Below are 25,934 nucleotides of genomic sequence, written 5' to 3'. Positions count from 1 at the left end.
CCATGTCGCTCATCGACCCCCGCAGCACCGCCGTCATCCGCTCCGTCGACGCCGAGGTCATCGGCGGCCCGCCCAGCACGGGCCGCATGCTGCTCGACTCCAGCGCCACCGGCGGCGCCCTGAGCACCGTGCGCATCACGCTCGGCGCGGGCGCCGACGGCGCCGTGCCGCACACCCACACCACCGCCTCGGAGATGTTCTACGTCCTCGACGGCCGGGCGCAGGTGCTGGCCGGCGACGAGGTGATCACGCTGGAGCAGGGCGACGTCGCCGTCGTCCCGCCCCACGTGGCCCACGCCTTCGCCGCGGCCCCCGGCGCCGAGGCCGACCTGCTGATCGTCATCACGCCGGGCGTCGAGCGGTTCGAGTACTTCCGCCTGCTGGCCCGGCTCAAGACCGGCGAGGCCACGCTCGAAGAGCTGCTGGCCTCGCAGGACCGCTTCGACAACCACTTCATCGACAGCCCCGCCTGGGCGAAGGCCCGCTCCTGAGGCGTCAGACCTTGGTGATGCGCACGGCGTCGGCGATCACGTAGCCGGTCGCCGAGGTCCACCGGCTCACCCCGACCACGTTGTACGTCCCGGCCGCCAGCGTGTACGTGCCCAGCACCCGCCACGCCCCGCCGCCGGTGCGCTGGTCCACGTTGACCGTCTGGTTGCCGCCCGAGGCCGCCACGATGTGCGGCGCGGAGCCGTTGTAGCCCGCGTTGGCCGGGTACCAGACCTCCACCCGGTAGCTGCCCGCGCTCGGGATCGCCGCCCGGAACCAGGCCGGGTCGCTGGCCGCGACCGGGTCGGCGAAGCGGTAGTCGGCGCCGTTGGCCTGGGTGGAGTAGCTGGAGGTGCCCCAGGAGGAGGAGGCCGTGAAACCGGCGTCGGCGTTGTCGATCACGACGCTGAAGCCGCCCGTGCCGCCTGACGCCCGGCCCGCGCTCGGCGCGCTCTCCTGGTGGGTCCTGCTCAGCGCGGTCACGTAGTAGGTGGACGCCCCGCCGCCGGGGTCGGTGAACGACTTCTGCCTGGTCGTGCCGATCAGGTTGCGGGCGTCGGCGAAGAAGCACGGATCGGCCGAGGGCGGGGTGCCGGCCACGCGGTAGACCGCGTACGCCGTGCCGGAGCCGGTCCAGGTGAGCTGGACGCCGTTCGAGCCCGCGGTGGCCGCGGTGATCGCCGGCGCGGCGGGCGCGGCCCCGGAGCCCCGGGCGGGCAGCAGGGCGGGCTTGGCGTAGTGGTCGGTGACCAGCTTGGTGATCGCCCCGATCCGGTCGGCCTTGACGTCCTTGGCGCTGAAGTACACGTCACCGGCGATCTCGGGATGTTTCCTGTTGTCGTACAGGTGGTCGCTCAGCTCGGCCGGGTCCTGCCAGGCGGCCTCCTGGCCCGAGGCGCCGGCCCGGTAGGCGGCCTGTCCCACGACGAGCTGCACGCCGGTGCCGCGCACGACGTCCGACCACCACGCGGTCAGCACCTCGTAGGCGGCCGTGGAGAACCCGATGTGCCAGTAGATCTGCGGCGCGAGGTAGTCGATCCAGCCCTGCTTGACCCACTGCCGGCTGTCGGCGTAGATCGCGTCGTAGGACTGGAGGCCGGAGGTGCGCGAGCCGAGCGGGTCGGTCGAGGAGTTGCGCCAGATCCCGAAGGGGCTGATCCCGAACGACACCCACGACTTGGCGGTGTGGATGCGCTGGCCGAGCTCGCGGACGAGCAGGTTGACGTTGTCCCGCCGCCAGTCGGCGATGTTCGGGAACGCGCCGCCGTACTGGGCGTAGGCGGCCGAGTCCGGGATGGCCTGGCCGCTGACGGGATAGGGGTAGAAGTAGTCGTCGAGGTGCACGCCGTCCACGTCGTAGCGGGTGACGGCGTCCATGATCGCGTCCTCGATGAAGTCGCGTACCGCCGGGATGCCCGGGTTGTAGTAGAGCTTCCCGCCGTAGGCGAAGCGCCAGTCGGGGTGCTGCCGGGCGGGGTGCGTGGAGATCAGCTTGGTCGGGTCGTCGTTGTTGGCGACCCGGTACGGGTTGAACCAGGCATGGAACTCCAGGTTCCGCGCGTGGGCCTCGCCGACCATGAACGCCAGCGGGTCGTAGCCGGGGTTCGTCCCCTGGGTGCCGGTCAGCCATTGCGACCACGGCTCGTACGGGGACGGCCAGAACGCGTCCGCCGTCGGCCTGACCTGCACGATCACGGCGTTCATGCGCTTGGCGACGGCCAGGTCGAGCCAGGCGCGGAACTCGGCCTGCTGGGCGGAGACGCTGAGCCCGGTACGGCTCGGCCAGTCGATGTTGGCGACCGAGGAGATCCACATCGCCCGGAGCTGCCGCTTGGGCGTCGCGGGATCGGTCGCGCAGGCTGCGGAGGCGGAGACGGGGGCTGCGGAGACGGGAGCGGAGGCCACGATGGCGACGACGACGGTGACGACTGCGGCGGTGAGCGCCGCCAGGACGGTACGCAGGAGCGCGGTCACGAAAGGAAGTTTCAGTCCCCTGATCGCAGAGCGCAATAGTTTTCAGGGGCCCAACTTTCGCGCCGCCTCCTGGACGGCGGGCGGAAAGTTTCACCTAACACGTCTGTAATGTCAATTATCGACATTGTGTCAGGGGTGACATACCTTGGGCCGCATTCGGCGGCCAAACGCGGGCCGCGGACACGCGCCCGCGTTCCACCCGTCACCCCCCAACGAGGAGCACCCCCATGATTCTCGCCCGCACGCGATTAGCTGCCCTCGCCACCTCCGCCCTGACCGTCGCCCTGATCGCCGCGGGCCAGCCCGCCGCCCAGGCCGCCAGAGAGCCCGCGCTGCCGGCGGCGTTCGCCAAGGCCGCCTCGGCCAGCGACGTGCCGCGCGACCTGCTGGTCGCGCTCGCCTACGCCGAGACCCACCTCGACGACCACCAGGGCAAGCCCAGCGCCAGCGGCGGCTACGGCCTGATGCACCTGGTCAGCAACCCCACGACCCACGCGCTGGAGAAGGCCGCCGAGCTCACCAGCCTGCCGGTCGAGAAGCTGCGCTCCGACAACGCCGCCAACATCCTCGGCGGCGCCGCCCTGCTCCGCTCCTACGCCGACGAGCTCGGCCTCGACGACGCCGGACGCAAGGACGCCGGCCGCTGGTACCAGGCCGTCGCCAAGTACGGCAACGCCTCCTCGCCGGAGATCGCCCGGCTGTACGCCGACTCGGTCTACGAGCAGCTCGGCCTCGGCATCACGGCCAGGGGCGTGACGGTCAAGCCCCAGGAGGTCACCGCCGACCGCGGCGACTACGCCAAGGCCCGCGACCTGAGCGCCCAAGGCGACGTCGGCGTGCTCAGCACCGACTACGGCCCGGCCGCCTGGGTCCCGGCCAGCTCCAGCAACTACACCGCCTCCAGCCGGCCGTCGAGCTACGCGATCGACCGCGTGGTCATCCACGTGACGCAGGGCTCGTACGCCGGGACGATCTCCTGGTTCCAGAACTCGGCCGCGCAGGTCTCGGCGCACTACGTCGTGAAGTCGTCCAGCGGCGCCATCACCCAGATGGTCCGCGAGAAGGACGTCGCCTGGCACGCCGGCAACTGGACGTACAACACCAGGTCGATCGGCATCGAGCACGAGGGCTACGTCAGCGAGTCCTCGTGGTTCACCGACGCCATGTACCGGGCGTCGGCGGCCCTGACCAAGGCCATCTGCGACAAGTACGGCATCCCGAAGGACCGCTCCCACATCATCGGGCACAACGAGGTTCCCGGGGCCGACCACACCGACCCGGGGCCGTACTGGAACTGGACCACGTACATGAACTACGTGACCGGCGGCGGCACGCCCTCGTGGTCCACCACGGTGGACAACGCCACCTCCGGCAAGTTCACCGCCAGCGCCAACTGGGGCACCTCCGCCTACTCCAGCCAGCGTTACGGCGCCGACTACCGCTTCGCCGACCCGGTCGCCTCCAGCGACCCGGCCTGGTACCAGGCCGCGATCCCCAGCGCGGGCACGTACAAGGTGGAGGTCTGGTACCCCTCCGATCCCGGTTACAACAGCTCGGCGCCGTACATCGTGGCGGCCTCGGGCGGCAACCAGACCGTCTACGTCGATCAGCGCTCCGGCGGCGGAGGCTGGCGCAGCATCGGCACGTTCTCGCTGAACGCCGGCACCTACAACGCCGTCGGCATCAGCCGGTGGACCGCCGGCACGGGCCTCGTCATCGCCGACGCCGTCCGGATCAGCAAGGTCTGACGGGCCCGGAGAGCCCGAACCCGCGAAGCCGGCTCACACCCTCTCCCCCGGGGGTGTGAGCCATTTCACTTTGCCAATCATGTAATCGATTTCATAAGCTGCCGTGTAATCGATTACACGGAGGAACGATGGCAAGGATCAAGGACGTCGCCGCGCAGGCCGGTGTCTCCGTCGCCACGGTCTCCCGCGTGCTCAACGACAACCCCTCGGTCAACGAGGAGACCCGGCGCCGGGTTTACGACGCGATGAGCGCGCTCAACTACGTGCCGAACGCCGTCGCCCGCTCCCTGCGCACCACCGCGACCAGGACGATCGGCCTGATCATCGGCGACGTCCTGAACCCGTTCTTCACCGAGCTGGCCAGGAGCGTCGAGGACGAGGCCAGGCGCGAGGGCTTCACGGTCGTCATGGGCAACGCCGACGAGCGCGCCGACCAGCAGGACCACTACGTGCGCACGCTGCTGGAGCAGCGCGTCGACGGGCTGCTGATCTGCCCGACCGCCGAGGTCACCCCGCTGGTGCAGCAGCTCGCCGAGGCCGGCCGGCCGGTGGTGTTCCTCGACCGCACGATCTCCGGGCTCGACGTGCCCTCCGTGCGCTCCGACGGCGCCGCCGCCATCGCCGAGCTGGTCCGCCACCTGCGCGAGCAGGGCCACCGCCGGATCGCGCTGGCCTCCGGCCCGGCCACCCTGTCCACCGGCCGCGAGCGCACGGCCGCCTTCGCCGCCGCGATGGCCGCCGAGGGCCTGGAGGTGCGCCCCGAGTACGTGCGCCCCGGCGACTTCCGCGAGGGCAGCGGCCGGCGCATCACCGCCGAGCTGCTCGACCTGCCCGAGCCGCCCGAGGCGATCTTCTTCGGCGACAACCTGATGACGCTCGGCGGGCTGGAGGAGATCCAGGCGAGGGGCCTGCGCATCCCCGCCGACGTGGCCGTCGCCTCCTTCGACGACGTGACCTGGTTCAAGCACACCGCCCCGCCGATCACCGCCATCGCCCAGCCGACGGCCGAGATGGGGCGCCTGGCCGTGCGGCTCGTGATCGGCCGGATCCAGAGCGGGCAGGCGGCCGACTCGCACGTCCTGCCGGCGCGCCTGGTGATTCGCCGATCATGCGAGCGGAAAGGGATCATGGAGTGAGCGCGGAGATACTCAAGGCCGAGGGCCTGCGCAAGGTCTTCCCCGGCGTCGTCGCACTCGACGGGGTCGATCTGAGCCTGCGCGCCGGCGAGGTGCACGTCCTGCTCGGCGAGAACGGCGCGGGCAAGAGCACGCTGATCAAGATCCTGTCGGGCGCGTACCGGCCGGACGGCGGGCAGGTCACCGTCGACGGGCAGCCGGTCGACATCCGGACGGCCGGCGACGCCCAGCGGCTCGGCATCGCCACCATCTACCAGGAGTTCAACCTGGTCCCCCAGCTCACCGTCGCCGAGAACCTGGCGCTCGGCCGCCCCCCGCGCCGGTTCGGGCTGGTGGACAAGAAGCGCATGGAACGGCAGGCCAAGGCGCTGCTCGACCGCGTCGGCGTGGACGTCGACCCGGCGACGCCGATCTCCCGGCTCGGCATCGCCCGCATGCAGATGGTGGAGATCGCCAAGGCGCTCGCGCTCGACGCCCGCGTCCTCATCATGGACGAGCCCACCGCCGTGCTCACCTCCGGCGAGGTCGCCAAGCTGTTCACGATCGTCCGCCAGCTCCGCGACGAGGGCGTCTCGATCGTGTTCATCACCCACCACCTGGAGGAGATCGCCGAGATCGGCGACCGGGTGACCGTGCTGCGCGACGGCAGGTCCGTCACCGAGATCCCCGCGGACACCGCCCAGGACGAGCTGGTCAGGCTCATGGTGGGCCGCCCGATCGACCAGCAGTTCCCGCGGCAGGCCACCGAGCGCGGCGAGGCCCTGCTCAAGGTCTCCGGCCTCGGCCGCAGGGGCGTCTTCGACGACGTCTCGTTCGAGGTGCGCGCGGGCGAGGTGGTCGGGGTCGCCGGGCTGGTCGGCGCCGGCCGCACCGAGGTCGCGCGGGCCGTCTTCGGCGCCGACCGCTACGACGCCGGCGAGGTGGTCGTCCGCGGCACGCGCCTGGCGCCCGGCGACGTGCACGCCGCCATGGAGGCCGGGCTCGGCCTGGTCCCCGAGGACCGCAAGGGCCAGGGCCTGGTGCTCGGCGCGGACGTGGCCGAGAACCTGGGCCTGGTCACCATGCGCGCCGCCACCCGCGCCGGCTTCGTCGACCGCGCCGGCCAGCGGAAGGCCGCCGGGAAGGTGGCCGAGCAGCTCGGCATCCGGATGACCGGCCTGGACCAGGAGGTCCGCACGCTGTCGGGCGGCAACCAGCAGAAGGTCGTCATCGGCAAGTGGCTGGTCGCCGACGCGGGCGTGCTCATCCTCGACGAGCCGACCCGCGGCATCGACGTCGGGGCCAAGGTCGAGATCTACCAGCTCATCAACGCGCTCACCGCCTCCGGGCACGCCGTGCTCATGATCTCCAGCGATCTGCCGGAGGTGCTCGGCATGAGCGACCGCATTCTGGTCATGGCCCGCGGCAGGCTCGTCGGCGAGCTGCCCGCGGCCGGGGCCACGCAAGACGACGTCATGGCCCTCGCGGTCACGGATGTGGAGGGTCCCCGTGCCAAGTAGCACCGTTCCGAACAAGCTCACCGGCCGCCGGTCGCCCGCCGCGGCCTGGTTCGCCGAGAACGGCGCGCTCGCCGCGCTCGTCGTGCTGGTCGTGGCGCTGTCGTTGTTGTCCTCCGACTTCCTCAGCGTGACGAACCTGCTCAACGTCGGCGTCCAGGCGGCCGTCACCGCGATCCTGGCCTTCGGGGCCACGTTCGTGATCGTCACCGGCGGCATCGACCTGTCCGTCGGCTCGGTCGCCGCGCTGTCGGCGATCGTGCTGGCCTGGACGGCCACCAGCGCCGGGCTGCCGTGGCCGGTCGCCGTCGTGGTCTCGCTGGCCGTCGGCGTCGTGTGCGGCCTGGTCAACGCCGCCCTGATCGCGTACGGCAAGCTGCCGCCGTTCATCGCCACGCTGGCCATGCTGGGCATCGCCCGCGGCCTGGCGCTGGTCATCTCGCAGGGCAGCCCGATCGCGATGCCCGACTCGGTCTCGCACCTGGGCGACACGCTCGGCGACTACCTGCCGATCCCGGTGCTGGTGATGCTGGTCATGGGCGTGATCGCGGCCGTGGTGCTCAACCGCACGTACCCGGGCCGGGCCATGTACGCCATCGGCGGCAACGAGGAGGCCGCCCGGCTGTCCGGCATCAAGGTCAACCGGCAGAAGCTCATCACGTACGCGCTGTCCGGCGTCTTCGCGGCGGTGGCCGGCATCGTCCTGGCCAGCCGGCTGGCCTCGGCCCAGCCACAGGCCGCGGCGGGCTACGAACTGGACGCGATCGCGGCCGTCGTCATCGGCGGCGCGAGCCTGTCCGGCGGCAAGGGCAGGGCGCTCGGCACCTTCGTCGGCGCGCTCATCCTCGCCGTGCTGCGCAACGGGCTGAACCTGCTGTCCGTCTCGGCGTTCTGGCAGCAGGTCGTGATCGGCGTGGTGATCGCGCTCGCGGTCCTCGTCGACACCCTGCGGCGCAGGGGAACGAACTAGGAAAAGGAAGTAAAGATCATGCGGATTCCCGCGATTGTCATGGCCGGCGCCGCGCTCACGCTCGGCCTGGCCGCGTGCGGCTCCTCCGGCTCCTCCGGCGACGGCGGCTCCGGTGGCACGTCCTCGGGGGGCGGGGACATCAAGATCGGCATGTCGGTGTCGACCCTGAACAACCCCTACTTCGTGCAGCTGCGCAGCGGCGCGGAGGCGGAGGCCAAGAAGGAGGGCGTCACGCTGACCGTCACCGACGCCCAGAACGACGCCTCCCAGCAGGTGAACCAGGTCCAGAACTTCACCAGCCAGAACATGAAGGCGATCATCATCAACCCGGTCGACTCCGACGCGGCGGCCCCGGCGGTTAAGGCGGCGGACCGGGTCAAGATCCCGGTGATCGCGGCCGACCGCGGCGTCAACGGCGCGGAGGTGGCCCAGACCGTGGCCTCCGACAACGTCGCCGGCGGCAAGCTGGCCGCCCAGGAGCTGGCCAAGCAGCTCGGCGAGAAGGGCAGCGTGGTCGTGCTCCAGGGCACGGCGGGCACGTCCGCCTCGCGTGACCGGGGCCAGGGCTTCGCCGACGGCATCGCCGCGTACCCGAACATCAAGGTCGTGGCCAAGCAGCCGGCCGACTTCGACCGCACCAAGGGCCTGGACGTCATGACCAACATGCTCCAGTCGAACCCCGGCATCACCGGCGTCTTCGCCGAGAACGACGAGATGGCGCTGGGCGCGATCAAGGCCCTGGGCGCCAAGGCCGGCCAGCAGGTCAAGGTCGTCGGCTTCGACGGCACTCCCGACGGCCTGAAGGCGGTGCAGGCGGGCACGCTGGCCGCCAGCGTCGCCCAGCAGCCGTCGCTGCTCGGCCGGCAGGCGGTGCAGGCCGCGGTCAAGGCCGCCAAGGGCGAGACCATCGACAAGACGGTGGCCGTGCCCGTCAAGGTGGCGACCAAGGAGAACGTCGCGGACTTCCAGTGAAACGCGCGGGGATTCTGAACGCCGAGCTGGCGGGGGCCATGGCCCGGCTCGGCCACACCGACCAGGTGCTGGTCTGTGACAGCGGGATGCCTGTGCCGCCCGGCGTGCGGGTCGTCGACCTGGCCTTCCTGCCGGGCATCCCGTCCTTCGCCGACGTGCTCGGCGGGCTGCTCGTCGAGCTCGTCGTCGAGGGGGCCACGGCGGCCGAGGAGGTGCGCGCGGGCAACCCCGGCTGCGCCGAGCTGCTCGCGGCCCGGCTGCCGGGGCTGGCCTACGTGCCGCACGAGGAGCTGAAGCGGCTGTCGGCGGGGGTGCGGCTGGCCGTGCGCACCGGAGAGGCCACGCCGTACGCGAACGTGATCCTGCGGTGCGGGGTGGCGTTCTAGGGACGCCTGCCCCGGCCCACTGGGAAGCGGGCGGAGGAAGATCTACTCTGGCGTCGAGGGAGGCGCCATGACCCACGAGGCAGCAGAGCCGGACCCCGCCCAACTCCGTCGCGTCGCCATGGCGAGCGCGGTCGGCACCACGATCGAGTGGTACGACTACTTCATCTACTCCACGGCCGCCGCGCTGGTCTTCGGCTCCCAGTTCTTCTCCCCCCTCTCGCCCGCGTCGGGCACCCTGGCCGCGTTCGCCACGCTCGGCGTCGGGTTCCTGGCCCGGCCCGTGGGCGGCCTGGTGTGGGGGCACTTCGGCGACCGGCTCGGGCGCAAGGCGATGCTGGTCGCGTCCCTGCTGCTGATGGGCGTGGCCACGGTCGGCGTCGGGCTGCTGCCCACCTACCACCAGATCGGGGTGCTGGCCCCGATCCTGCTGCTGGTCCTGCGGCTGCTCCAGGGGCTCAGCGCCGGCGGCGAGTGGGGCGGCGCGGCGCTGCTCGCCGTCGAGCACGCCCCGCCGGGAAAGCGCGGCCGTTACGGGCTGTACTCCCAGGTGGGCGTGCCCGCCGGGCTGATCCTGGCGCAACTGGTGTACGTCGCGGTGACGGCCGGGCTGTCGGAGGCCCAGTTCGCGAGCTGGGGCTGGCGGCTGCCGTTCCTGTTCAGCGTCGTGCTGGTCGCGGTCGGGCTGTTCATCAGGCTGCGGGTGGCCGAGACGCCGGTGTTCCGGGCGCTCGCCGCCGAGCAGGCGCGCAGCAGGCGGCCCGTCCTCGACGTCTTCCGCGAGCGGCCGCGGGCGCTGCTGCTCGCCTCGGCCAGCTTCGTCGCCAACACCGCGATCGGCTACGTCTTCCTCGCCTACCTGCTGTCCTACGGCACCCAGGTGCTGAAGGTGAGCAGGAACCTCATGCTCGTCGTGGTGATCATCGGCAGCCTGACCTGGCTGGCCGGGATCGTGGCCACGGCGATCTGGTCCGACCGGATCGGCCGCAAGCCGGTCTACCTGGCCGGCTCGGTGCTCCTCGTGGTGTGGGCCGTGCCGTTCTTCCTGCTGGTGGACACCAGGGCGGCGGCGCTGATGGTGGTCGCCGTGGTGGTGCTCAACGTGGGGCTCGCCGCGACGTACGGGCCGCAGTCGGCGCTGTTCGCCGAGATGTTCGAGCCCCGCTACCGCTACAGCGGGGTCTCCTTCTCGTACGCCGTCGGCGCGCTGCTCGGCGGCGGGTTCGCCCCGCTGGTCGCGACCGCCCTGCACGAGGCGACCGGCACGTCGTTGTCGGTGTCGGCGTACATGGCCGGGGTCGGGCTGATCAGCCTGGTGGCGGTGCTGGCCATGAAGGAGACCCGCCCGCCCGTGGCCGCCGGCTGAGTCAGGCCGTGGCGCCGCCGTCGATGACGTGGTCCTGGCCGACGACGAAGCTGGACTCCGGCGAGGACAGCCACAGCGCGGCGGCGGCGATCTCCTCCGGGGCGGCGACGCGGCCGATGGGCAGAGCGTGCCGCATGCGCTCGTCGCGCTCGGCGGGCGTCTCGCCGGGACGCGTGGACATGGGCGAGTCGATGGGACCGGGGCTGACGGCGTTGACGCGGACGCCGTCGGCGATGTGGTCGCGGGCGGCGGTGCGGGTCAGGTGGCTCACCGCGGCCTTGGAGGCGGCGTAGGCGGCGGCCCCGGGCAGGCGCCAGTGGGCGCCGAGGTTGCTGGCCACGTTGACGATCACGCCGCCGCCGTGCTCGCGCATGTAGGCGATCTCGTGCTTCATCGACAGGAACACGCCCTTGAGGTTGACCGCGAGCACGGTGTCCCAGGTGTCCTCGTCGTAGTCGGCCACCGGGGCCAGCATGCCGAAGACGCCGGCGGCGTTCAGCGCCACGTCGAGCCCGCCATAGCGGGTGACGGCGGCCTCCACCATGGCGGCGACGGAGGCCGAGTCGGTGACGTCCGCGGTGAAGCCGCTGGCCCGGCCGCCCGCCGCCTCGATCTCCTTGACCACCGCGCCGAGCCGCGCGGCGTCCCGCCCGGCGGCCAGCACGGACGCGCCCTTCCTGGCGTACGCCAGCGCGGCGGCCCGGCCCACGACCCCGGTGGCCCCGGTGACGAGCACGACTTTTCCTTCGAACACGACAAGCTCCTAGAACGATCGGTCTCAAATTTGCACGGCAATCATGGCCTGTTCGACCGCGTCGCGCAGGCGGCGCGGGTCCGGGTCGGCCCGCCCGAGCACGCGCAGGCCCTGGAGCAGCACGAGCAGGAACCTGGCCAGCGCGTGGGGGTCCTTCGACTCGGGGATCTCCCCCTGGGCGCGGGCGCGCACCAGCGCGGCGGCCAGCGCGGTCTCCAGCTCCGCCCAGCTCGCCGTCACCCGGCGGGCCAGCTCGGCGTCGCGCGAGGCGAACTCCACGGCCGTGTTGACGACCATGCAGCCGCGCCGCAGCTCGTCGGCCAGGATCTCGGCCACGTACGCGTCGAGGAAGGCGCGGACGGCCGGCACCGCGGGCCCCGGCTGGGCCAGCGGCTCGACCACGTCGCGCCGGGCCAGGTAGCGCTCCAGCGCCTTGACGTAGAGCTCCCGCTTGCCGCCGAAGGTGCCGTAGATGCTGGCCCGCGCCAGCCCCAGCCGCTCGACCAGGTCGGCCATCGAGGTCGCCTCGTAACCGCGCTCCCAGAACAGGTCGAGCGCCCGGTCGAGCGCGACCTCGGGATCGAACTCCTTGCTCCGTGCCACGCGGCGAAGCTACCACATTCGAGAACGAACGGTCTAATTAGAAGAGCCTCTACGGTTCGCGGAACTCCGGGGTCTGGCCGTCGTCCGGCCGGGTCTGGGGCGGGTTGAGGGATTCGAGCGGCGTGTCGTCGGCGACAGCCCGCTCCGCGGCCGCGGTCTCCTCCACCGGCCGCTGCCGCGGGATGCTCAGCAGGCCCAGGCTGTCCTGCTCGCCGCGCCGCCTGATCACGTCGTTGATCGCCTCGGCCATCTCCTCCCTGGAGTAGCTGCCCTCGGGCAGCTCGTTGAGATGGGCCAGCATGTCGGCGGGGATGTGCACGTGCGCGGAGACCCGGGCGTACACCTCGCGCATCGCCACCCGGTCCCGTCCCCGGAACGCCTCGTCCAGGGCTTCCTGCAGTTCGTCCAGCACGGCCTGGTCAGTCATCTCGATATCCCTTCAGTAGGTCTTCGGCCTGTTCTGTCACGTCGTCCACCGAGACGTCGGCGACCCACGTCCCGTCGTGCTCGCAGCGTTCGGCCTCCACGTCCACGCCGCTCGCGCCGCAGGTCGGGCACCGGGTGGTCCAGGAGATCAGCGGCCGGTGCGCGGTCCTGCTGAGCGGCCCCGCGTTGATCACGTTGACGCACGAGTAGACGGCGACCGTGGGCGTGCCGACGGCCGCGGCGAGGTGGCGCGGGCCGGTGTCGTTGGCGACCACCAGGGCGCAGCGCTCGTACAGGGCGGCCAGGCCGCCGAGGGTGAGCGTGCCGACGACGGGGATCACCGGGTGCGCGCGCCCGCGCATCGCCGCGACCGTCGCCTCCACCAGGTCCTTCTCGGCCCAGCTCCCGGTCACCGCGACGGGCCGGGCCAGCCGGTCGGCCACCTCGGCGAAACGTTCTGGGGGCCAGCGCCGCCGCGGGTCCGTCGCCCCCGGATGCAGCGCGACCAGCCCGGCCGGCGGCTCGCCGAACGACTCGGCCAGCTCCGCCCGGTCGCGGGCGGTGACGGCCACCAGCGGTTCGAGCCGCTCGGCGACCCCGCCGACCAGCTCGGCGACCTGGAGGAAGCGCAGCGTCTCGTGCTGGAAGTACGTGTAGGGCACCCACCGGTCCAGTTGCTCGGCGTCCGGGGAACGCAGCCCGGCGGTCACCCTGGCCCCGAGCGAGCGCAGGAACGGGTTGGAGAAGCGCCCGCCGCCGTGGATCTGCACCGCCAGGTCGAACGCCCGTTCCCGCAGCTCGGCGCGGGCCCCGCCGGGCACCGGGTAGCCGGTCTCGGACGTCGAGACGCCCGTGATCGGCGGCAGCGCCACCACGTCGTCCACCGGTCCCGGCCGCCCGGACAGGAACTCGGCGTGCCACGGCGTGCCCAGCAGGGTGAGCCGGGCGTCGGGGTAGGCCAGCTTGATCGCCTCGATGGCCGGCAGCGCGACCAGGTAGTCGCCGATCGCGTTGGCCCGCAGGACGGCGATGCTCCGCACGCCCTCGACCAGGCCGGGCCGGGCCGTCATGGGGTCCCCGGCATGTAGTCGTAGCATTCCGCGCTCCTGTCCGCGACAGTGGCCGGCAGCTCCAGGTGGCAGGCCCGCCTGGAGCGGCAGCCCGGTGTCCGAAGGGCCGTACATAGCGGCCCGGCTACCCGGCAGGGATGGCCCATAACTTCGGTTCCGGACGAACCTAATTGAGCTGATATGCGTTTGAGCTGGGCTTTTACAGGTACTCGCCCTCTATGGGCACCCTGAGGGAAGAGACGGTCAGCGCGGTCGTCGTCGGCGACGTCATGCTCGACTCGTGGCTGCACGGCTCGGCCAAGCGGCTGGCCCAGGAGGCGCCGGTGCCCGTGATGAGCCTGGAGGCGGTCGAGGACGCGCCGGGCGGGGCCGGCAACACCGCGGCCAACCTGGCGGCGCTCGGGGCCCGCGTCCGGCTCGTCGGCGTGGTGGGCGACGACGCCTGCGGCGACCAGCTCGTCCAGGCGTTGCGGCTGCTCGGCGTGGAGACGGACCTGCAGGCGGTGCCGGGACGGCGTACCGCGCACAAGCGGCGGCTGGTCACCAGCGGCCAGCTCACCGCCCGCTACGACGAGGAGGACCTCGACGTCATCCCGCCCGAGGCAGAACGCGCGCTGCTGGCCCGCGTCTCCGCGGCCGTGGCCGGCGCGGACGTCGTCGTGGCCTGCGACTACGGCGGCGGCGTGTTCACCCCGGCGGTGCGCCGGGCGCTGGCCGGGCTGCCGCTGCTCGTCGTGGACGCGCACGCGGTCGCGCCCTGGGTCGAGTGCGCGCCGGCGGCGGTGCTGCCCAACTACGCCGAGGTGGTCAGCCTGCTCGGCGAGGTGGACGCCGCGGCCGACCGGCCGGCGTACCTGATGGCGCGCTCCGCGCAGATTCTGGCCGCCACCGGGGCCGGGATCGTGGTGACCACCCTGGACGGCGAGGGCACGCTGCTGCACCGGGCCGGCTGCCCGCCGTACCGGACCTACGCCCGGCCCGCGCCGCAGCACATGGCGACCGGCGCGGGCGACACCTACACCGCGGCCTTCTCGCTGTGGCTGGCCGCCGGCGCGACGCCGGAGGAGGCCGCCGAGGCGGGCCAGGCCGCGGCCGGCGTGGTCGTCCGCCGTTCCGGCACGTCCATCTGCACCCGTTACGAGCTGCTGCGCGCCCTGCGCCGCCAGGAGGGCACCGTGCAGGCGGCCGAGCGCCTGGCCCAGCTCCTGGACGAGCACCGGCGCAGGGGCGAGCGCATCGTGTTCACCAACGGCTGCTTCGACGTGCTGCACCGGGGCCACGTCAGCTACCTGGAGCAGGCCGGGCAGCTCGGGGACGTGCTCGTGGTCGCGGTCAACAGCGACGCCAGCGTCACCCGGCTCAAGGGCCCGGGACGCCCGCTCAACCCGTGCGAGGACCGCATGTCGGTGCTGGCCGCCCTGAACGACGTGGACTACGTGACCGAGTTCGACGAGGACACCCCGGAACGCCTGCTCAGGCTCATCAGGCCGGAGATCTACGTCAAGGGCGGCGACTACACGCCGGAGATGCTGCCGGAGGCGCCGCTGGTGCGCTCGCTCGGCGGCGAGGTGCTGGTGCTCGACTACCTGCCCGACCGCTCGACGACCGCCATCATCGGCCGCATGCGCTCGGTGCCCGGCGAGCCGGACGGGTTCGGGCCCGTCCCCCCGGCGCGTCCGTCACGAGCGGACGGGGTCAGGCCCGTTCCGCCAGCAGGTCCATGACGAGCGAGCGCACCATCCGCACCGCCTCCTCGACCGCCCCGCGCACCGGCTCGCTCAGCTCCACCAGCACGTCGTCGGTGACCAGCCGGGCCGGCTCGCAGCACAGGACGAGCACCCGCGCGGGCACCCGGCCGAGCTCGCGCGCCATGCGCAGCACCTTGACCGGGTCGAGTCCGTGGCTCTCGGCCGCGATGCCGCCGGGGCCGCCCGGACCGGGCATGTCCGGTTCGAGCAGGGTGAGCGTGCCGGGCGGCTCGCCGCGCGGCGCGGCGTCCACCAGGATCGCGGCCTCGTAGTCGCGCTGGAGCGCGTAGGCCAGGTCGAGGCCGCGGCTGCCGAAGTCGAGCACGTCGGCGGGCAGGTCGTCGTCGGCCAGGCGGCGCACGACCTCGACGCCGAAGCCGTCGTCGCCGAGGAAGACGTTGCCGATCCCGGCCACCAGCACGCGCGGGCGGCAGCCCCCTCCGACGGGTTCGAGCTCCTCGGCCGAGTAGAAGAACCGGTGGCAGGGCAGCCTGGACTCGCCCAGGTCGCGCAGCGGGTCGCCGGCGAGGGTGACGCCGACGTGGAAGCCGCCGTCGTCGTCCCGCTCGACGCTCTCGATCACCGCGAGGCGGCCGTTGAGCGCGAGGTCGAGGATGTCGGCGCGGCTCTTCGGGCGCAGGCGCACCCGGCTGCCCGGGGCCAGCCGCACGCCGTCTACGATCGCCTCGGCCGGGGCCGGCCGTTCCGTCGGGTACCGAGTGTCCATGTCACGTCTCCCGCATGGTGCCGTGCAGGCGCATGAGCTCTTCCGGGGTGAGCGCGGCGCAGTGGTCGAGGAGCTGGTCGATCTCCGTGGCGTCGAACGTGCCGCTCTCGGGCGCGACCTTGGGATGGTCGTAGAGGATGACCGGGGCCGACAGCATCGTGTGCCGGTCGCCCTCCTCGCCGACCAGCACCGGCCAGGTGCCGATGTTGTGGCAGCCCGCGGCCAGCGCGCGCAGCCCGTCGGGCGGCTCCGTCAGCGAGACGAACCGGCCGCCCGGCGAGCTCACGACCGTGTGCGCGGAGATCAGGGTGTGCTTCATGGCCTCCGCGCGCGAGTCGCCCTGCCACGGGCTGGTGTTAGCCACCCGGACGGTGAGCCGGAACAGGCCCTCGCGCAGCCGCTCGGCGAACACCTCGGCCCGGCCGCTCAGCGCCTCCCAGCCGCGCAGCAGCACGCCCTCGCCGTCGAGCCATTCGGCGCGCTGGCCCGGCGGCACGTGGATCTCCATTCCGGCCGGGCGGGCCAGCAGGTCGGCCAGGCGCAGCCCCGTCTCGGCCACCTCGCGCTCCTTGGCCTCCTCCCGGGGCAGGTGGCGGGCGCCGCCGACGGTCAGCTCCGGCACGCAGACCAGCTCGCCCTCGCGCTGGACGGCCACCTCGCAGGTGACCAGGTGCAGGAAGCGCACGTGCACGTCCACGACGTCGTCGCCGCCGGCCTCCAGCAGGCACTGGGTCTGGGTCAGCCACGGGTTGCCCTCGTGCGCCCGGCCGTAGGACTCGGGGTGCACGCCGCCGAACGTCCAGCGCCGCCGGTCGGGCGGGGCGGAGTGGCGGCTGGGCCACAGCAGGTAGCCCCCGTAGAGGACGGCTCGGGCGATGCGCCTCACGTGGTCCATCTGCCGGCCCCCACGCCGGGCGCCGACCGGACGATCTCGACCTGCTCGACCTCGGGGGCCGCGTCGCGCACCGCCCGGCGCGCCGCGTCCGCCGCGTTCCCGTCGTCGTCCGGAAGGCGCAGGCGGACGAGGTCGCCCTCGACGTCGATCACCTCGGCGCCGGTGCCGCGCAGCGCGTCCTCGACCCGGGTCCGCACGTCGATCGGGTGGAGGTCGTGCAGCAGCAGCAGGTGGGCCACCACGTCGTCGGCGGCCAGCCGGGCGGCCAGGTCGTCGTCGGCCGCCGCCATGATCCGCGTCAGGCCCTCGCCGTAGAGGTCGAGCAGGGCCTGGGCCAGCTCGACGGCGGGCGGTTCGGCCCGTTCGAGCAGGCTCTCGATCCTGCCGATGCGTGCGTTCAGCGACATGACGCCTCCAGGACGGTCACGCCGTCAGGAAACCAGTCGTATTTAGCGGCATTCATCGGCCTTAAGCCCCCCAAGTGGCCATTGCAGAGGTTAAGCGATGGCGTCGTTCGGTATCCGATCAGTACCTCTACGTAGCGGGCATACCGCGTCGACGAAGGCGGCAAACCATGACCCGGACCCTGCGCGCCCGCGGCGCTAGACCAGACGGACCGGTCCGGCGTCGATCGGCACCCGGAACAGCGCGTACGGGTACCGCCGCCGGTCGTGCCCCTCCTGGAACCTGGCCTGCCGGTGCAGCTGGTTGGCCGTCACGTACAGGTGGCCGTCGGCCACCGACAGCGTGTCCGGCCACAGCAGGCGGGCGTCGTGGACCAGGGTGTCGATCGTGCCGTCGGGCGCCCGGCGCAGCACCGCGTTGTGCTCCCAGTCGGTCAGGTAGATGTGCCCGGCGTCGTCGGCCTCCAGGCCGTCGGCCGAGCCGCCCTTGTCGCCCTCGTCCCTGACCGTCGCCGCCACTTCTGCGTCGTCCAGCGCGCGGTCGACCAGGGCGTCCGTGGACACGCTGTACCAGCGGCGGGAGAGCAGCGGGCAGTACCAGAGCCGCTCGCCGCCGGCCGGGAGCGCGATGCCGTCGGCCCCCATCAGGACGGGCGACGGCGGCCCGTCCTGCGGCCTCTCCAGGAACGGCCTGCCCTCCACGACCGGCACGAAGTCCGGCGGCCGCTCCGCCTTGGTGCTCGGGTGGTCGTGCAGCCGGCGCCACGCCTGCCCGCTGGCCAGATCGACCACGATGATCCCGTTGGGCCCCTTGTCGGCGGAGTCGGTGAGGTAGGCGACCCCTTTGCGCAGGTCGAAGCGCACGTCGTTGAGATAGGACGTCTCCAGGGCGACACCGCGGTCGAACATGATGACCTTGACCACGGTGTCGGTCTCCAGGTCCACGCAGACGAGCTTGGGCCCGCCCTTCCTGGTGGGCCGGAACATCGGGCTGCCGGTGTCGAGGATCCACAGCCGGTCAATGGGATCGACGACCACGCTCTGCACCGAGACCAGCCACTTCGACGGCTCGTCGGCCTCGATGTTCCACTCCTGGTCGGGGTAGGGGACGGCCTTGCCGTCCCGCAGTTCGACCACGGTCGCCGGCACGTCGTCACCCCATTTGGGGAAGTTCACGAATATCCGGCCGGCCCGGGAGACCGTGACGCCGGTCGGCATCGGGCCGGACTCGAAGGCGTGCACGAGCTCCAGCTTCCCGATGGGCTCATCGACCGGCTGAACGCCGTCGCGGCCGTTCCCCTTCGCCATGTCCCCCCCGTTCCCGGCCCCCCGTTCCCGGACCCGCGGGGCATCTGCCCAGCTCAGGCCGGGAGAAACAGCGCCCTCTCCAGCCAGGGCCGCAGGACGGGCAGCACGTTCGCCGCCTGCATGGCCCCGGCGTGGTCGAGCCCGTCGAGCACCTCGACGTCCCAGCCCAGCGCCTCGATGGCGGCCCGCTCGCGGACCACCGGGCCGGCGATGCTGACGTGGGCGCCGCCCCACCGCTCGTCGTAGACGATCTCGTCGGCCGAGCCGACGAAGCACAGGCGGGGGCAGGACAGGCGCACCTGGCTGTCGTCGAACCCGCGCAGCGCCCGGTACAGGGTGGCGAACTGCCTGGCCTGGCCCTCGCTCAGGGTCACCTCGGTGGACGACCAGTCGCCCGGCTCGCCCGTCCCCGCGGCCGGCGGCGTGGCGGTCTTCGGCGCGACGGCCATCCGGTACGTGGCCTCGGTGACCTTCAGCATCTCGGCGTAGGGCCCGCCGAGCGGCGGGTAGCCGCCCATGACCAGCGCCGAGAGCCGGTCGGTGCGCAGGGCGAGCTGAAGCCCGCTGAGCGCCAGCCAGGAGTAGCCGTAATAGGCGAACCGGTCGGCCCCCGCCGCGTCGGCCACCGACAAGATGTCGGCCGCCACGTTGTCGGGGGTGAGCGTGTCCGGCTTGGGATGGGCGAGGACGTGGCCCTCGTAGTCGAAGGCCACGACGCGGAAGCCGTCGGACAGGCCGTCGATGAGCGAGCGGCCGAGCGCGGGGTCGGCCCCCCACTTCCGCATCTCCTCGGCCGCCTCGCCCTCGATCGGCTTGGGGTTGACGGCCAGGAGCACGACCGGGCCCGAGCCGTGGACCTCTGCCTCGATGGTGCTTCCGTCGTGCAGCGTCGCCGTGGTCACCGGCGGCCTCCCTGAATTCGATACACCATAAACTGTTGTCCTCGGCGAGGATAGCTTATGGCGTAAAGAGTCGCAAAGGGCTGGGCATCGGCACGCAGCGCATGTCCGCGCCGTCCGCCTCCAGCCAGCGCAGCAGCAGGTTGGCCTTGGCGGGCACGGACGCGGCGGCGAGCAGGTCGCGCAGCTCCTCGGGTTCGCCGTGGTCCTCGGCGCAGCCGGCGAACACCGATCTCGCCTCGGTCCACAGCTCGGTCCACAGCTCGGCGCGCAGCTCCGGATGCCGCTCGGCCACGGCTCCGGCGATCTCGCACAGGTTGTTGACGACCAGGCAGTACAGCAGCCGTTCCCAGCCGTAGGCGGGGCTCACGACGGGCGTGCGGGCGCCGGGCAGGCTGTGGCGGTCCGCGGTCAGCTTGACCCCCTCGTGGTCGCGGAAGATCGCCTGGCCGGGCAGGCCCCGCGCGTCCACGCCGATGAGCACGTTCTGCAGGTGGCATTCGAGCACCACGCCGTGGCGGAAGTAGGCGTGCAGGACCGGCGGCACGACGTGGTCGAGGTAGCGCCGCCACCACCCGAGCGCCTGGCCGGCGTTGAGGCCGTCCAGCGGGTTGCCGGGGAAGCCCTCGCTGACCCCGGCGGCCAGCAGCGCCGTCAGCCCCGGCCGCAGGTGCCCGCCGAGCCCGTCGCGGACGATCACCGCCAGCGCCTCGCCGCCGTCCCCGCCCAGCTCCAGGCTGCGGTAACCGCGGTCGCCGAGGACGGCGGGCCGCGGCCGGTGCTCGGGCAGGTCGTCGAAGGCCGCGCCCAGCAGGTCGTCGATCAGGCCCAGCCAGCGCAGGTCGTGCAGCCACAGGCGGCGGATGTCGTTGGTGATCCGCACGTCCAGGCTGAACTTGCAGAACAGGTCGGCCTCCGGCAGGTACACCGTGCGGATCGAGGCCGTCGCCACCGCCCGTTCGGGCGTGAGGCCGAGGTGGCGCTGCTCCCTGAGCCCGCCCAGCAGCTCCACCTGCCAGGGGTGGGCGGGCAGCAGCGTCAGGCCGTCGGGGGCGGGCGGGCCCAGCCGGTCGAGCGCGCTCGCGTCGCCCTGCTCGACCAGCGCCTCGGCGGGCACCCCGAGCAGCGGCAGCGCGAAGCTCGCGCGCGCCTCCGGCGAGTAGGGCAGCCAGGCGTCCGGGCCCGATCCGCCGCGCGCCTTGGGGGCCGGGTGGTAGCGGTGACCGGCGACGAGCGCCTGCTCCGAGCGCAGGTACAGGTCGGCGGGCGGGGTGGTGGCGCGCTGGGCCGACAGCAGCGCGGCCATGACGTCCCTGCTCTCCATGATCTCCTTGGCCAGGGACGGGTTGGCGTGGCCGGTGCGCGCCCGCAGCTCGTCCTCGGTGAGCGCCACCAGGCCGGCCAGGGAGAGCGGGCGCGGGCCGCCGGGGGTGCGCAGGGCGGGCGCGCCGGGGTACCGTCCGGGGCGGACGTGCAGGACGTGCCCGGTCGCGGGCAGCACCCATACGCCGTCCTCGGCGGTCGCGGGTTCGGCCACCTCGCGGAGCAGGCAGTTGAGCAGGGCCGTCACCGCGAGGGCCGTGGCCTCGTCCGCGGCCTGGTGGTCTCGCGCCTCGGGTGCCGGACCGGCCGGTGGGAGGAGGCCGTCGATATATGCCATGGCGACCTGTCCTACCCTTTTGTACCGATCAGTGTCCACAGGGTTCCTACCTGGGCATGTTCCTGGATACGGGGGGGTTCATGCGGCATACTGCGGCGCGGTTCGCGAGGGAGCTGGCCGCGGTGCGCCCGGACCTCACGCCCGGCTACGCCGCGGCCCTGCCGGGGGCGCGGGCCGCCGTCATGGGACGGCTGTGGCGGGGCCTGCTCTGCGAGCCCCTGCCCGGCCTCGCCGAGCCGGTCGCCGTAGGAGGCGACCTGCGCGTACGGCTCTCGGACGGGCGCGAGCTGACCGGACGGCACCGGCTGCCCTACGACCTGGCCGACGAGCCGGAGCTGCGGCTGGACGGCGTCCCGTACCCGGACCCGGCCGAGCTGCTGGCGGCGCTCGGCCTGCCCGGCGCGCAGGGGCTGGTCGCCGACCTGGACAACAGCGTCGCCTCCCTGGCGTTGTCGCGGGCGGGCGCGGCCTCCCCGCTGCGCGAGCCGGGCCCGGAGCGGTACGAGCAGAGCGTGGTCGACGGCCATCCCTACCATCCGGGCTGCCGCAACCGGCCGGGGGTGTCGGTGGCCGAGCAACTGGCGTACATGCCGGAGCACCGGCCCGTCGTCGCGCTCGACCTGGTCGCGGTGCCCGCCGCCGAATGCCTGGTCACCGGGCCGTGGCCGGGCTCGCTCATGGACGGCGACCGGCTGCTGCTGCCCGTCCACCCCTGGCAGACCCGGCACGTGCTGGCCGGGCTGGGGGTGCGCCCGTACGCGGTCGGGGCGTTGCCGTGCCATCCGCTGATGTCCGTACGGACCCTCGCCCCCCTGGACGGCGGCCCGCACCTCAAGACGGCGTTCACCACCCGGATGACCTCCGGCGTCAGGGACATCTCCCCCGGCTCAGTGCGCGACTGCGTCCCCCTGTCGGACCTGCTCACCGCCCTGTCGGCGCGGCTCGGCGGCCGTCCGCGCATCGCCCGCTACCTGTCCGGGGCCGCGGGGGCCGTGCGCGGCGAGCACACCGCCGACCTGTCCGTCATGCTGCGCGATCCGACGCCCCGTGTGCCCGGCCACACCGTGCTGCCCGTCGCCGCCCTCACCGCCCCCGCCCAGTGGGACGCGCCGCGCGGCGAGGAGGCCGGCGAGTGGCTGGCGGCCTTCGCCGGCGTGGCGACGGCGGCGGCGCTCGGCCTGCTGGCCCTGGGGGTGGCGCTGGAGGCCCACGGCCAGAACCTGCTGGTCGTGCTGGACCGGCGGGGCCGTCCGGTCGAGCTGGTCTACCGCGACCTGGCCGACGTCCGGATCAGCCCGGCCCGGCTGGCCCGCAACGGCTTCGGGACGCCGCCGGTCAGCCCCCGGCTGCTCAGCGACGACCCCGGCGTCCTGCACGCCAAGCTGTTCGGCTCGCTCGTCGGCACCACGTTCGGCAGCCTCGTCTCCCTGCTGGGAGAGGGCGACCGTACCGAGGAGTCACGCCTGTGGGCGGTCGTGGCGCGGGCCGCGCGGCGGGCCTTCGACGCGCTCCCCGACACCGCCGACGTGCGCGCCGACCGCGCGGCCCTGTTCGGCGAGCGGATCCGGGTGAAGGCCCACCTGCTCGCCCAGCTCGCGGGCGCCCCGCCCGGCGACAGCTGGACGACGCTGCCCAACCCCCTCACCCAAGGAGCCTCCTGGGCCCTCGCTCACGCACGGTGAGCGCCTGGCTCTTTTCCCGCAGGAGGAGGAATATGGGGCATGCAGCCGGACCCTGCGGCGCGTCGATCAACGATCACGCAGAGTTCAGGGAAGGAGCGAATCCGATGATGCAGCTCTCCGTACGGCTCGTGCCCGTGGGCGACACCACCCTGGTGGTCGCCCTGGCGGGCGAGCTCGACTCGACGACCAGCCCCATCCTGGCCGCCTTCCTCGACCCCCTGCCGCGCTCGCGGGTGAAACACGTGATCGTCGCGGCGGGCGACCTGTGGTTCTGCGACCTGAACGGCCTCGAACAGCTCGCGATCACCCACCGGGCCATGCAGGAGAAGGGCGGCCACCTGGCCGTCGCCGAGGCCCAGCCCGCGCTGTGCCGCCTCATCGCGCTCATGACCGAGCACGGCGGCACCGCGATCCCCCTGTTCAGCACGATGCCCGACGCCCTGGCCGGGACCGGCGTCGAGATCTACGAGCAGACCGGCCCGCCCAGGCCGGTCAGCCGCCACCTGGCCTGCTTCCGCCGGGCCCGCGACCCCCGCTCCGAGCAGCACCACGGCACCCGCCGGCTGCGGCCGCAGGAGACGCCCATCACCCCCGACCGCCAGGAGAACCTGCCGCCGCCCGGCCGCTGGTCCGCGATCGTCGGCCGGCTGCGCTCGGCCAACGCCGACCTGCGACGCGCGAACGACGAGCTGCGCTCGGCCAACGCCGAGCTGCGCCACGCCAACGACGCGCTCACCGCCCGCGCCGCCGAGCTGCGCCGCGCCAACGACGCGCTGGTCGCCCGCACGGCCGAGCTCGACGAGGTCGGCCGGATCACCGCCTCGCTGGTCCACGGGCTGGGCGACGCGGCGGTGGTACTCGACGCCGACATGCGGGTGCTCATCTGGGGGGCGGGGGCCGAGGAGTTGTGGGGGGTGCGGGCCGGGGAGGCGGTGGGCCGTCCGCTGGCCTCGCTGGGCACGGGGTTGCCGGTGGAGCGGATCGTCCCGCTCGTGCGCGACGCGCCGGCCGGGGGCACGAGCCGGGCCGGAGCCAGGAGGGTCGCGCTCGACGCGGTCAACGGCCGGGGCCGGCCGACGCAGCTCACCGTCGAGCTGTCGCGCCTGCGTCCCGGCGACGACTCCGGGCACGGCCTGATCATCGCCATGAAGGTGCCGCGCCCCGGCGACTCACATGATCGCTAGCTGGCCGCCGTCGATCACCAGCTCGGTGCCATGGACGAACGCGGCGTCGTCGGAGGCGAGGAAGGCGTAGGCGGCGGCGACCTCCTCGGCGAGCCCGGCCCGGCCCAGCGGGATGTGGTCGCGCTCGTAGGCGGAGACGAAGTCGTCGGCGAGCTCCGACGAGATCGAGGCGTTCAGCGGGGTGCGGATGTAGCCGGGGCACAGGGCGTTCACCCGGATGCCGTGCCCGCCGAGCTCAACGGCCATGGTCCTGGTCAGCAGCAGCACGCCGCCCTTGGAGGCGTTGTAGTGGGCGTAGTCGGCCTCGCCGCCGAGGCCGTTGGTCGAGGACATGTTCAGGATCACGCCGCCCGTCCCACGTTCCACCAGGTGGCGGGCGACGGCCTGGGCCATCAGGAACATGCCGCGCAGGTTCACCGCGATGATCCGGTCCCAGTGGCCGGGGGTGATCTCCAGGAACGGCTCCCGCCAGGCGGTGCCGGCGTTGTTGATCAGCACGTCCACGCCGCCCAGGGCCTCGATCGCACCCGCGACCAGCCGTGCGACGTCCTCCTCCGAGCTGACGTCGCCGGTCAGCCCGCCCACGTCGCCGAGCGGCGCGAGCTCGGCGACGGTGCGCTCGACCTCGTCGCCGTCCAGGCCGGTGAGGACCACCCGCGAGCCCTCCTCCAGGAACCTGCGGGCGGTGGCGGCCCCGATGCCGCTGCTGCCCCCACTGATCAGCACCCGCTTGCCGGCCAGTCCGCGCATGACGCCGTCCTTCCTCAACGTGCCGCGACGCGCAGACCTGTGGTGACCTGCCCGTTGGGTCATCAGAAAATAGCATTGATTCCGTATCCTGCACTGTCGTTCCGTTACACGGAACCGGAGACCACGTCGGGGATCTCGGAACTGCATTCTGTGACCACATCAGGCGGGGGTGTCACGGCCGGACGACCGTGACACCTCCGCCGTGGCCCTAGCCCGGGACGGGCACGGCCCCCGTCACTTGCACGGCTTGTACGGCGTGTCCTTCAGCGAGTAGTCCACGGCCTTCTTGATCGCGTTGATGCCGAGCTTGGCCGCCTTGGGGCAGAAGGACGACGGCGCCGTCTTGTACTCCACCTGGAACACCGGCTTGCCCGCCTTGACGAAGACGCTCAGCTCGCCGCACTCGTCGAACTGGAAGCACTCCTCGTTGACGGCGTAGTCGAAGCTGGACACCAGCTCGGCCGCCTGGCTGAGGTCGTTCTTGAGCGCCGCGGACAGGCCCTTGCGGTGGGCCAGGTCGGCCAGCGCCTTGTTGTAGACGAGCTGGGTGGCGGGGCTGACGGTCCAGCCGGTGACCGACTTGCCCTCTTCGTGGGCGTTGACGACGTCGAACTCGACCCCGTCGAAGCCGGCCTGGACGCACTTGTCGACCCGGGCCTCCATCATCTTCAGCAGGAAGTCCCGCTGGCCCTGGTCGTTGTTGATGTTGGCCCAGCGCTCGTTGGGGAACTCCGCGCTGAACGGCTTGCCGAGCAGGGAGTTGCCGTGGCTCTTGTGCCAGGCGACGAACTGCTGGTAGTCGGGCCGGTACTCCTCGATCGAGCCGGCGTCGACGTAGCAGACGGCCTTCGCGCCGCGGGCGTGGACGGCCTTCACCGCCGCGGTGTTGAGCGTGGTGTTGTTGCCCACCACGTCGCCGTCGGCGTACAGGTCGATGTCGAACACCGCCGGCCGGACGCAGGCGCCGCCCGACTGGGGGACCACGCAGATGTCGACGTTGACGCCGCCGGTGGCGGCGTACTTGGCGTTGCCCTGGAGCTGGTACTGCCAGCGGCTCTGCAGCGGCGGCCGCCACGGCCCCGCCTGCGCGGTCTGCGCTGCCTCCCCCGTCTGTGCCGTCTGGGCTGTCTGGGCCGCTTGGGCCGGTGCGGCGAGCGCCGCGAGCGGCGCGCAGCTCAGGGCCGCGACCGCGGCCAGCCGGGCTAAGAGAGTCATGGTTCGCACGTTCGCGCCCTCATTCCGTCTGGTGGAACTCTAGTCTGCATCGTGGATGCGTGACTATACTCGCCG

24 protein-coding genes are annotated in these 25,934 nt (G+C 72.7%); 11 read left to right on the top strand and 13 right to left on the bottom strand.

Features of this window, described 5'->3' with window-relative positions; genetic code table 11:
• Nucleotides 1–2: 2 nt before the first annotated feature.
• A complete protein-coding gene (locus ACIBST_RS39190) occupies nucleotides 3–491 on the top strand; it encodes a cupin domain-containing protein (protein ID WP_387671366.1) in 489 nt (162 codons plus the stop codon).
• A 4-nt stretch (nucleotides 492–495) separates the two neighbouring features.
• On the opposite strand, the gene ACIBST_RS39185 is transcribed toward ACIBST_RS39190, so the two are convergent.
• A complete protein-coding gene (locus ACIBST_RS39185; RefSeq protein ID WP_397178609.1) occupies nucleotides 496–2,463 on the bottom strand; it encodes a family 10 glycosylhydrolase in 1,968 nt (655 codons plus the stop codon).
• Nucleotides 2,464–2,690: 227 nt separating this feature from the next.
• Between ACIBST_RS39185 and ACIBST_RS39180 the strand changes: the two genes are divergently transcribed.
• The 7 genes from ACIBST_RS39180 (at nucleotide 2,691) to ACIBST_RS39150 (ending at nucleotide 10,534) form a co-directional block, all read left to right on the top strand.
• Nucleotides 2,691–4,211, top strand: coding sequence for an N-acetylmuramoyl-L-alanine amidase (locus tag ACIBST_RS39180; RefSeq protein ID WP_397178608.1), 1,521 nt, complete (start codon nucleotides 2,691–2,693; stop codon nucleotides 4,209–4,211).
• Between the two features lie 128 nt (nucleotides 4,212–4,339).
• Complete coding sequence (locus ACIBST_RS39175; protein ID WP_352358770.1) at nucleotides 4,340–5,347, top strand: LacI family DNA-binding transcriptional regulator; 1,008 nt, start codon at nucleotides 4,340–4,342, stop codon at nucleotides 5,345–5,347.
• Entirely contained in the window at nucleotides 5,344–6,846 is a 1,503-nt protein-coding gene (locus ACIBST_RS39170) for a sugar ABC transporter ATP-binding protein (protein WP_397178607.1), read from the top strand. Before ACIBST_RS39175 ends, ACIBST_RS39170 begins: the two co-directional genes overlap by 4 nt.
• Nucleotides 6,836–7,813: an ABC transporter permease gene (locus ACIBST_RS39165; RefSeq protein ID WP_352358766.1), complete on the top strand. Its 978-nt coding sequence runs from the start codon at nucleotides 6,836–6,838 to the stop codon at nucleotides 7,811–7,813. Before ACIBST_RS39170 ends, ACIBST_RS39165 begins: the two co-directional genes overlap by 11 nt.
• 18 nt (nucleotides 7,814–7,831) lie before the next feature.
• Entirely contained in the window at nucleotides 7,832–8,785 is a 954-nt protein-coding gene (locus ACIBST_RS39160; protein WP_397178606.1) for a substrate-binding domain-containing protein, read from the top strand.
• The gene (rbsD, locus tag ACIBST_RS39155) at nucleotides 8,782–9,171 is read left to right on the top strand and encodes a D-ribose pyranase (protein ID WP_397178605.1); all 390 of its coding nucleotides are present in this window, start codon (nucleotides 8,782–8,784) and stop codon (nucleotides 9,169–9,171) included. Before ACIBST_RS39160 ends, rbsD begins: the two co-directional genes overlap by 4 nt.
• A 67-nt stretch (nucleotides 9,172–9,238) precedes the next feature.
• Entirely contained in the window at nucleotides 9,239–10,534 is a 1,296-nt protein-coding gene (locus ACIBST_RS39150; protein ID WP_397178604.1) for an MFS transporter, read from the top strand.
• A 1-nt stretch (nucleotide 10,535) separates the two neighbouring features.
• On the opposite strand, the gene ACIBST_RS39145 is transcribed toward ACIBST_RS39150, so the two are convergent.
• Genes ACIBST_RS39145 through ACIBST_RS39130 form a run of 4 tightly spaced genes read right to left on the bottom strand, consistent with a single transcriptional unit; the run spans nucleotide 10,536 to nucleotide 13,414 of the window.
• On the bottom strand, nucleotides 10,536–11,288 hold the full coding sequence (locus tag ACIBST_RS39145) for an SDR family NAD(P)-dependent oxidoreductase (protein ID WP_397178603.1): 753 nt from the start codon (nucleotides 11,286–11,288) through the stop codon (nucleotides 10,536–10,538).
• Nucleotides 11,289–11,312: 24 nt separating this feature from the next.
• Nucleotides 11,313–11,891 (bottom strand): TetR/AcrR family transcriptional regulator, encoded by a 579-nt coding sequence (locus ACIBST_RS39140; RefSeq protein WP_397178602.1) that lies wholly within the window; start codon nucleotides 11,889–11,891, stop codon nucleotides 11,313–11,315.
• Between the two features lie 49 nt (nucleotides 11,892–11,940).
• The gene (locus ACIBST_RS39135) at nucleotides 11,941–12,318 is read right to left on the bottom strand and encodes a hypothetical protein (RefSeq protein ID WP_397178601.1); all 378 of its coding nucleotides are present in this window, start codon (nucleotides 12,316–12,318) and stop codon (nucleotides 11,941–11,943) included.
• Entirely contained in the window at nucleotides 12,311–13,414 is a 1,104-nt protein-coding gene (locus ACIBST_RS39130; protein WP_397178600.1) for a glycosyltransferase family 9 protein, read from the bottom strand. Before ACIBST_RS39130 ends, ACIBST_RS39135 begins: the two co-directional genes overlap by 8 nt.
• A gap of 191 nt (nucleotides 13,415–13,605) precedes the next feature.
• Here ACIBST_RS39130 and rfaE2 point away from each other — a divergent pair, with 191 nt between their 5' ends.
• A complete protein-coding gene (gene rfaE2, locus ACIBST_RS39125) occupies nucleotides 13,606–15,111 on the top strand; it encodes a D-glycero-beta-D-manno-heptose 1-phosphate adenylyltransferase (RefSeq protein ID WP_397178599.1) in 1,506 nt (501 codons plus the stop codon).
• Here rfaE2 and ACIBST_RS39120 read toward each other — a convergent pair.
• The 6 genes from ACIBST_RS39120 to ACIBST_RS39095 form a co-directional block, all read right to left on the bottom strand.
• The gene (locus ACIBST_RS39120; protein WP_397178598.1) at nucleotides 15,083–15,862 is read right to left on the bottom strand and encodes a hydrogenase maturation protease; all 780 of its coding nucleotides are present in this window, start codon (nucleotides 15,860–15,862) and stop codon (nucleotides 15,083–15,085) included. The two genes, rfaE2 and ACIBST_RS39120, sit on opposite strands and share 29 nt — an antisense overlap.
• Nucleotide 15,863: 1 nt before the next feature.
• Nucleotides 15,864–16,757 carry a hypothetical protein gene (locus ACIBST_RS39115; RefSeq protein WP_397178597.1) on the bottom strand — a complete coding sequence of 298 codons (894 nt, stop codon included), beginning with the start codon at nucleotides 16,755–16,757 and terminating at the stop codon, nucleotides 15,864–15,866.
• Nucleotides 16,745–17,164, bottom strand: coding sequence for a hypothetical protein (locus tag ACIBST_RS39110; RefSeq protein WP_397178596.1), 420 nt, complete (start codon nucleotides 17,162–17,164; stop codon nucleotides 16,745–16,747). Before ACIBST_RS39110 ends, ACIBST_RS39115 begins: the two co-directional genes overlap by 13 nt.
• Nucleotides 17,165–17,359: 195 nt before the next feature.
• A complete protein-coding gene (locus ACIBST_RS39105) occupies nucleotides 17,360–18,469 on the bottom strand; it encodes an L-dopachrome tautomerase-related protein (RefSeq protein ID WP_397178595.1) in 1,110 nt (369 codons plus the stop codon).
• A gap of 53 nt (nucleotides 18,470–18,522) precedes the next feature.
• On the bottom strand, nucleotides 18,523–19,371 hold the full coding sequence (locus ACIBST_RS39100) for an alpha/beta fold hydrolase (RefSeq protein ID WP_397178594.1): 849 nt from the start codon (nucleotides 19,369–19,371) through the stop codon (nucleotides 18,523–18,525).
• A 55-nt stretch (nucleotides 19,372–19,426) separates the two neighbouring features.
• Entirely contained in the window at nucleotides 19,427–21,028 is a 1,602-nt protein-coding gene (locus tag ACIBST_RS39095) for an IucA/IucC family protein (RefSeq protein ID WP_397178593.1), read from the bottom strand.
• Nucleotides 21,029–21,108: 80 nt separating this feature from the next.
• On the opposite strand from ACIBST_RS39095, the gene ACIBST_RS39090 reads away from it, so the two are divergent.
• A complete protein-coding gene (locus ACIBST_RS39090; protein ID WP_397178592.1) occupies nucleotides 21,109–22,710 on the top strand; it encodes an IucA/IucC family protein in 1,602 nt (533 codons plus the stop codon).
• 104 nt (nucleotides 22,711–22,814) lie between these two features.
• Nucleotides 22,815–23,894: an STAS domain-containing protein gene (locus ACIBST_RS39085; protein ID WP_397178591.1), complete on the top strand. Its 1,080-nt coding sequence runs from the start codon at nucleotides 22,815–22,817 to the stop codon at nucleotides 23,892–23,894.
• Here ACIBST_RS39085 and ACIBST_RS39080 read toward each other — a convergent pair.
• Nucleotides 23,880–24,644 carry an SDR family NAD(P)-dependent oxidoreductase gene (locus ACIBST_RS39080; protein ID WP_397178590.1) on the bottom strand — a complete coding sequence of 255 codons (765 nt, stop codon included), beginning with the start codon at nucleotides 24,642–24,644 and terminating at the stop codon, nucleotides 23,880–23,882. The two genes, ACIBST_RS39085 and ACIBST_RS39080, sit on opposite strands and share 15 nt — an antisense overlap.
• A gap of 234 nt (nucleotides 24,645–24,878) precedes the next feature.
• Nucleotides 24,879–25,859, bottom strand: a complete 981-nt coding sequence (locus tag ACIBST_RS39075) for an endo alpha-1,4 polygalactosaminidase (protein WP_397178589.1) — start codon at nucleotides 25,857–25,859, stop codon at nucleotides 24,879–24,881.
• Nucleotides 25,860–25,934: the final 75 nt, after the last annotated feature.

The sequence above is a fragment of the Nonomuraea sp. NPDC049684 genome (assembly GCF_044465345.1).
In the GTDB taxonomy this organism is placed as follows: Bacteria; Actinomycetota; Actinomycetes; order Streptosporangiales; family Streptosporangiaceae; genus Nonomuraea.
The sequence above is the reverse complement of the archived record's forward strand: the minus strand, read 5'-3'. Positions and strand labels throughout refer to the sequence as shown.